This window comes from Kitasatospora sp. NPDC059408 (assembly GCF_042751525.1).
GTDB lineage: Bacteria > Actinomycetota > Actinomycetes > Streptomycetales > Streptomycetaceae > Kitasatospora.
In genome coordinates, this window is sequence record NZ_JBHYWI010000019.1 from 127,556 (window position 1) to 134,721 (window position 7,166).

Annotated in this window: 7 protein-coding genes and 1 pseudogene; 3 read left to right on the forward strand and 5 right to left on the reverse strand. The window is 74.6% G+C overall.

Annotated features, from left to right (window positions below; translation table 11 throughout):
• Positions 1-131 precede the first annotated feature (131 nt).
• The 4 genes from ACFXDE_RS15480 to ACFXDE_RS15495 all read right to left on the reverse strand — a co-directional run bounded on the left by ACFXDE_RS15480 (position 132) and on the right by ACFXDE_RS15495 (position 3,370).
• Positions 132-1,061 carry an AraC family transcriptional regulator gene (locus ACFXDE_RS15480; protein WP_380494429.1) on the reverse strand — a complete coding sequence of 310 codons (930 nt, stop codon included), beginning with the start codon at positions 1,059-1,061 and terminating at the stop codon, positions 132-134.
• Positions 1,062-1,124: 63 nt separating this feature from the next.
• Positions 1,125-1,910, reverse strand: a complete 786-nt coding sequence (locus tag ACFXDE_RS15485) for an SCO1664 family protein (RefSeq protein WP_380494449.1) — start codon at positions 1,908-1,910, stop codon at positions 1,125-1,127.
• Between the two features lie 56 nt (positions 1,911-1,966).
• Positions 1,967-2,533 carry a DUF3090 domain-containing protein gene (locus ACFXDE_RS15490; RefSeq protein ID WP_380445478.1) on the reverse strand — a complete coding sequence of 189 codons (567 nt, stop codon included), beginning with the start codon at positions 2,531-2,533 and terminating at the stop codon, positions 1,967-1,969.
• Between the two features lie 144 nt (positions 2,534-2,677).
• A complete protein-coding gene (locus ACFXDE_RS15495; RefSeq protein ID WP_380494431.1) occupies positions 2,678-3,370 on the reverse strand; it encodes a histidine phosphatase family protein in 693 nt (230 codons plus the stop codon).
• A 95-nt stretch (positions 3,371-3,465) separates the two neighbouring features.
• Between ACFXDE_RS15495 and ACFXDE_RS15500 the strand changes: the two genes are divergently transcribed.
• Positions 3,466-4,455 carry a magnesium and cobalt transport protein CorA gene (locus ACFXDE_RS15500; protein ID WP_380494433.1) on the forward strand — a complete coding sequence of 330 codons (990 nt, stop codon included), beginning with the start codon at positions 3,466-3,468 and terminating at the stop codon, positions 4,453-4,455.
• 24 nt (positions 4,456-4,479) lie between these two features.
• Here ACFXDE_RS15500 and ACFXDE_RS15505 read toward each other — a convergent pair whose 3' ends face one another.
• Positions 4,480-5,526 carry an LLM class F420-dependent oxidoreductase gene (locus tag ACFXDE_RS15505; protein WP_380494435.1) on the reverse strand — a complete coding sequence of 349 codons (1,047 nt, stop codon included), beginning with the start codon at positions 5,524-5,526 and terminating at the stop codon, positions 4,480-4,482.
• A 250-nt stretch (positions 5,527-5,776) separates the two neighbouring features.
• Between ACFXDE_RS15505 and ACFXDE_RS15510 the strand changes: the two genes are divergently transcribed.
• Together ACFXDE_RS15510 and ACFXDE_RS15515 are read left to right on the forward strand one after the other, a co-directional pair.
• Positions 5,777-6,757: an aldo/keto reductase gene (locus ACFXDE_RS15510; protein ID WP_380494438.1), complete on the forward strand. Its 981-nt coding sequence runs from the start codon at positions 5,777-5,779 to the stop codon at positions 6,755-6,757.
• 46 nt (positions 6,758-6,803) lie between these two features.
• Positions 6,804-7,166: pseudogene (locus ACFXDE_RS15515) on the forward strand (hypothetical protein); the annotation flags it as partial.

Here is a 7,166-nt window from a genome sequence, read left to right on the forward strand (position 1 = left end):
TGCCTGCTCCTTCGGGGGGGCACGGATGACGGAAGCGGGGGGTGGCCCTTGTCATGGTGGGGGCATGACAAGGGCCGGACCGGTCGGCCGTCCGCGCGCGCCGGCGCGGCCACCGGTGGCCACCGGCAAACCTACGGGCCGTCCGGGCGCGCCGCGATGGACGCGATCCTGGGATCGTGGTGATTTCCGCCGACCCCGGCCCGGAACTCCCCCGGCGTCATGCCGGTCTCCCGCCGGAAGAAGCGGCAGAAGTAGGCAGGATCGGCGAACCCGGCCTCTTGGGCGACCTGACGGACCGTCAAAGTCGTGCAGGCGAGCAGGCGTTTGGCCTCCAGGGTCTGCTGGCGGCGGATCAGCCCGCCCGGTGTGCGGCCGGTGGCCTGTTTGACGAGCGTCTGCAAGTGGCCAGGGGACACACCGAGTTCCTGCGCGCTGGAGGCCACCGAGTGCCGCACCCCGCCGGGCCGGGCGATCAACCGGGTGAAGGCGGCGGCCAGTTCACCCGGGCGGCCCGAGATCGCCCCCGGCTCGCCCGGGGAGGCGGCGCGCAGGGCGCGGACGATGAGGATGTGCAGACTGGCCTGCAGCACGCCCTGGAATCCGGGCGGCGTGGTCAGGAACTCGTGCTCCATGTCGGCGAGCAGAGCGCCCACCGGGTCGGCCTGGTCGCCGAGGTCGAGGCCCGGCCGGGTGGCCAGGGCGCGCAGGGCGGCGAGGTCGCGCGGCCGGCCGAGCAGGAAGTCCTCGTTGAACAGGACGACCCGGCCCGCGAGTTCGTCCGCGTCCGCCCAGTAGTGCACCTGGCCGGGCGCGATCACGCACAACTGCGGTGGCGCCAGCGGCCGGTGGACCAGGTCCAGGACGTGCGCGCCGCGCCCGCCGGTGACGTGCACGATCTCGTAGAAGGAGTGCCGGTGGGGGAAGCCGGCCCGGGAGAGCGGGCCGATCGTGTCGAACGTGCCGATGGCGAACGGGAGCAGGTGCGGCAGCGGGACCTGGAGGCGGTGCAGCGGCAGGTCCGGCGTGGCACGGGGAGTGGGGGTGGTCCGTCGTGCGTCCATCGGAGCAGTGTGCTCCGGCCCGCCTGACAGGTCCATACCACCGATTCAGCCGAAGGACACGCCCTACACCGGCGGCCAGGGGATCGCGGGCCAGTCCTCGGACGGCAGCGGGTGCAGCCCCGTCCCGCGCAGCCCGTCCACCCGGGCGCGCGTCGCGGCCAGTTCGGCGGCCGTCAGGTGCGGGGCCAGGCGCACACCGAGCTCGCCGTCCAGCTCCCCGGCCAGCCGGGCCAGCATCTCCAGCGCCTCGGCCGACAGCGGATCCCCGGCCCAGCCCCACAGCAGCGTGCGCAGCTTGCCCTCGGTGTTGAAGGTGACGCCGTGGTCGATGCCGTAGACCCGGCCGTCGGCCGCCGGGATCAGGTGACCGCCCTTGCGGTCGGCGTTGTTGAGGACCGCGTCCAGCACCGCGAGCCGGCGCAACCGGTCGTCGTCGTGGTGGACCAACAGCGCGGTGCGCCCGCCGCCGACCTCCGCCCGGACGATCGGCAGCCAGCCCGGCTCCGGGCCGGACGGGTCCTGGAGGGCCAGCAGCGGGTCGGCCTCCGGGTCCGGCTCGACCCACAGCTGCACCATGCCGGGCCCGTGCGGTCCGTCGCGCAGCACCGTCGGCGGGACCAGCGCCCAGCCGGTGGCGGCGGACAGCTCGTACGCGGCGACCTCGCGGCCCGCGAGCGTGCCGTCCGGGAAGTCCCACAGCGGGCGCTCGCCGGCCACCGGCTTGTAGACCGCCTGAGCACTCAGCGAGCCGAGCGCGACGGTGCAGTAGAGGGCCGCGTTGGAGGCCTCGGTGAGGCGGCCGTGCACCGTCAGCCCGCCCTCGCGCAGCAGCGCCAGGGCGGTGGGCACGTCGGCGGCGAGGGCCGCGGCCGCGGCCGGGTCCGCCTGGGGCGGGGTCTCGGTGTTCAGCGCCGGTAGCCGTTCGCGCGCGGGCACAGGTGGCCCTCCGGGTCGAGCGGCAGGTTGCAGAACGGGCAGGGCTTGCGGCCGGCCGCGACGAGGTCCAGCGCGCGCTTGGCGAACACCCGGGCCATCGCGCCGGACAGCCGCACGCGCAGCATGTCCGGGCCGTCGTCGTCGTCCTCGAACACCGCCTCGGCGGCCTCCTCGTCCTCCTCCTCGACCAGCGCCTGCGCCTCGACCACGAGGCAGCCGTCCACGCTGTCCCAGGCCAGGGCCATCGTGCCGACCCGGAACTCCTGCTCCAGCGGCAGGTCCAGCGGCGCGGTGTCGAGCAGGTCCTGCGGGGCGGCGGCCGGGATGGCGGGGTCCCCGCCGCTGCGCCGCAGCGCCTCGTCCAGGACCTCCTCGATCCGCTCGGCGAGCGCGGCGACCTGGGTCTTCTCCAGCAGCACGCTGGTGATCCGGCCCCGCGCGCTGGCCTGCAGGTAGAACGCCCGGGCGCCGGGCTGGCCGACGGTGCCGGCCACGAACCGTTCGGGCTGGTCGTAGAAGAAGACCTGACGGGGCACGCTCTCGCTCCGGATCGTGTCGCTCTGATGCGGATCCGCCGGGGGGATCGCGCGGGATCGTTGGACTCGTTAGTCACCCTACGACCTCCGGGCCCCGCCGGGGGAGCCGAGCCGGAGGCCAGGGCCGGGATGGCACCCGGTGGGTCAGGCGGTGCCGCCGACCACGGCGTCACCGGCCGGCGCGGCCGGCGCCGCGCCGTGCCGGGGCGCGAGCGAGGCCAGGTCACCGGTGTCGCCCATTCTCAGCACGAAGGGACGCTGCGGCGTGTAGCGGATCACGGTGACCGAGCACGGCTCGACGCTGATCCGCTGGAAGTGGTCCAGGTGCAGGCCGAGCGCGTCGGCGACGACCGCCTTGATGACGTCACCGTGCGAACAGGCCAGCCAGACCGCGTCGTCGCCGTGCTCGGCGGCGATCTTCCCGTTCCACTCGCGCACCGCGTCCACCGTGCGGTGGCTCAGCTCGCGCAGCGACTCACCACCGGGGAACGCCGCGGCGGCGGCGTGGTCCTGGACGGTGCGCCACAGCGGCTCCTTGGCCAGCTCGGCCAGCGGGCGACCGGTCCACTCGCCGTAGTGGCACTCGCCGAGCCGCTCGTCGACGGCGGGACCGCCCAGTTCGGGCCGGGCGGCGAGCAGCGGCTCCAGGGTCTGCCGGCAGCGCTCCAGCGGGCTGCTGACGACCTGCGCCAGCGGGACGCCGGCGAGCCGGTCCGCGAGCGCGGCGGCCTGCGCGCGCCCGGTGTCGTCGAGGTCCACCCCGGGCGTCCAACCGGCCAGGATCCCGGCGGTGTTCGCGGTGGAGCGGCCGTGGCGGACGAGCAGCAGGGTCGGCATGGGGCCTAGCCTACGGCCTCCGCGCGGGGGCGCGGGCGGCGGGCGGCTCTCCGTGGCGGGCTCGGTCCGGGGCGGGCCGGGGCCCCCGGGCCACAATGGCCCGCATGATCGTCCACTGCGCCATCTACCGCGACGGCCGTCTGGTCGAGGAGCTGCCCGGCCCGGCGGGCACCCGCGGAGCCGCCGCGGCCGCCGGGCCCGGCGGCTTCGTCTGGATAGGCCTCTTCGAGCCGACCGCCGAGGAACTCGGCCGGGTCAGCGCGGAGTTCGGGCTGCACCCGCTGGCCGTCGAGGACGCCGCGAGCGCCCACCAGCGGCCCAAGGTCGAGGCCTACCAGGGCTCGCTGTTCGTCGTGCTCAAGTCCCTCGGCTACCACCCGGACACCCGCGAGGTGACCACCGGCGAGGTGATGGTCTTCGTCGGCGCCGACTTCGTGCTGACCGTCCGGCACGGCGGGGACAGCCCGCCCGGCGGCCTGCGGCAGGCGCTGGAGCACCGGCCCGACCTCGTCACGTACGGCCCGAGTTCGGTGCTGCACTCCGTCTGCGACACCGTCGTCGACAGCTACGTGGACGTCGCCGCCGCGCTCCAGAACGACCTGGACGAGCTGGAGGCGGAGATCTTCGCCCCCGGCCGCACCGGCAGCGACGCGGCCGGGCGGATCTACGGCGCCAAGCGGCAGGTGATGACCGTCCGCCGGGCCACTGGTCCGCTGCTGGAGCCGATGTCGCGCCTGGAGCGCGGCGCCGCCTTCGTGCGCCCCGAGGCGGCGCCCTACCTGCGGGACGTCGCCGACCACCTGGCCCGGGTGAACGACCAGGTGGACGGCATGGACCGGCTGCTGTCCGACATCCTCGCCGCCAACCTGGCGCAGGTCAGCGTGCAGCAGAACGACGACATGCGGAAGATCTCCGCCTGGGCGGCGCTCGCCGCGGTGCCGACGATGATCGCCGGCGTCTACGGCATGAACTTCGACGACATGCCCGAACTGCACCAGCCCTGGGGGTACCCGGCGGTCCTCGGGCTGATGGCGGTCGTCTGCGTGGTGCTGCACCGGGTGTTCAAGCGGCACGACTGGCTGTAGGAGCCGCTTGGCGCCAGGACACTCCTAGGCGAGGCCGGCGCGCTCCAGGGCCTCGACTCCCGTGCGCAGCGCCTGGATCCGCTCGTCGAGGCCGAAGCCGCCGGGGGCCAGGGTGAGCGTGGTGACGCCCGCCTCGGCGTAGGCCTGCATGCGGTCGGCGATGCGGGCGGTGTCGCCGATCAGCGCGGTGGCGTCGATCAGGTCGTGCGGGACGGCCGCGGCGGCGCCCGCGTAGTCCTTGGCCAGGTACTTCTCCTGGACCTCGTCCGCCGCCTGCTCGTAACCCATGCGCCGGGCGAGCTGGTTGTAGAAGTTCTTGTCCTTGCTGCCCATGCCGCCGATGTACAGCGCCGCGTAGGAGCGCAGCGAGTCGACGCCGGCCTTGATGTCCTCGCCGACCACGATGTTCACCGTCGGGCAGAGGTCGAAGCCGTCGAGCGTCAGCCCGCTCTTCTCGCGGCCGGCCCGCAGCGCGTCGAGGGAGAGCCCGGCGTGCTCGGGCGAGAAGAAGATGCCGAGCCAGCCGTCGGCGATCTCGCCGGTCAGCTCCAGGTTCTTCGGGCCGATCGCGGCGATGTACAGCGGGATGTGCTCGCGCACCGGGTGGACGGTCAGCTTGATCGGCTTGCCCGGGCCGCCGGGCAGCGGCAGCGTCCAGTGCTGCCCCTCGTGCACCAGGCGCTCGCGGGACATCGCCTTGCGGATGATCTCCACGTACTCCCGGGTGCGGGCGAGCGGCTTGTCGAACTTCACGCCGTACCAGCCCTCGGAGACCTGCGGGCCCGAGACGCCGAGGCCGAGCCGGAACCGGCCGCCGGACAGGGTGTCCAGGGTCGCGGCGGTCATCGCGGTCATGGCCGGGGTGCGGGCCGGGATCTGGAAGATGGCCGAACCGACGTCGATCCGCTCGGTCCTCGCCGCGACGAAGCTGAGCACGGTCGCCGCGTCCGAGCCGTACGCCTCGGCCGCCCAGCACACCGAGTAGCCCAGCCGGTCCGCCTCCTGGGCCACGGCGATGTTGTCGGCGTCCATGCCGAGTCCCCAGTAGCCGAGGTTGATGCCGAGTCGCATGTGCCGAACCTTCCAGTCGGGTGGGCTTGGTGGTGAGGGTAACCGGGTGCCCCGCGGTGATGCTACTGGTCGGTAGTGGCGGATCCGGCCACCGCGCCGCAGGCCGCCCGGCGTTGATCGTCCTGCGGGTCTGCGCACCTGTCCGTGCACCGGCCGCTACGCTCAGCCGACGTGGGGAGTCCCGTTCCCACCTGCGCGTTCACAGGGCCATCGGGGGCGCCCCGGGCCCGCCGAGTGGAGGGCCCGTCGGATGGAACATCGTCACCTCGGCCGTACCGGCCTTCAGGTCTCCCGGCTCGGCCTCGGCACCATGACCTGGGGCCGCGACACCGACGAGCACGAGGCCGGCGAGCAGCTCAAGGAGTTCGTCGACGCCGGCGGCAACCTGGTCGACACCGCCGACGTGTACGCCGACGGCGGCGCCGAGTACCTCCTCTCCCGCCTCACCGACAGCCTCGTCCCCCGCTCCGAACTCGTCATCGCCACCAAGGCCGGCAGCGTCCCGGAGTCCCGCCGCCGCTTCGACTGCTCGCGCGGCCACCTCCTCGCCGCCCTCGACGCCTCGCTGCGCCGGCTCGGCACCGACTACGTCGACCTGTGGCAGGTGCACGCGTTCGACCCCGGCACGCCCACCGAGGAGACGCTCAGCGCCCTCGACATCGCCGTCAACTCCGGGCGCGCCCGGTACGCCGGGGTCTGCGACTACAGCGGCTGGCAGCTCGCCAGGGCCGCCACCTGGCAGAGCGCGCACCACGGACGGACCCCGCTCGCCGGGGCGCAGCTGGAGTACTCGCTCCTCCAACGCGGCATCGAGCGCGAGGCGCTGCCCGCCGCCCTGGACGCCGGGGTCGGGCTGCTCGCCTCGTCGCCGCTCGGCCGCGGGGTGCTCACCGGCAAGTACCGGCACGGCGTCCCGCAGGACTCGCGCGGCGCCTCGCCCTACCTGACCGGCTTCGTCCAGCCCTACCTCGGGGAGCGCTCGCGGCGGATCGTCGACGCCGTCGCAACCGCCGCGGACGGGCTCGCCAGCAGCCCGCTCGCGGTCGCCCTCGCGTGGGTGCGGGACCGGCCCGGGGTGGCGAGCGCGCTGGTCGGGGCGCGGACGGCGGCACAGCTGCAGGCGGCGCTGTCGGTGGAGGCGCTTACGCTTCCGGGTGAGATCCGCGGCGCGCTGGACGACATCTCGTCCCCGGTGCACCGCTACCCGGACCAGGGGTGGACCGAGCTCTGACCCCTGTCGAGCAACACACGCAGTGGAGTGACCTTTGGAGCGGACGATGAGTGACACGGAGAACGGCGCTCCGGAGGCCGGCTCGGCGGGTCCGGCGGGTCCGGCGGGTCCGGTGAGTCCGGCGGGTCCGGTGAACCCGGCCGACAAGGCCGCGGCGATCGCCGAGCTGGCGCAGCGGATCCGCAGCGTCGGGCCGCAGGCGGCGGCGCCCGCTTCGGCGGCCGCTCCGGCAGGTGCTCCGGCGGGTGGTTCCGCCGCCGTGCCACAGCCTGCCGCGGGCTCCGGCCCGGCTGCCCCGTCGGCCGCCGCCGCGTCGTCCGCGCGCGCCGACGGCGGCGGGGGCGAGCAGCCGGGCGACGCCCTGCGCGCCACCGCCGAGGTGCTCACCGCGGGCGGGGCCCCCGCCGAG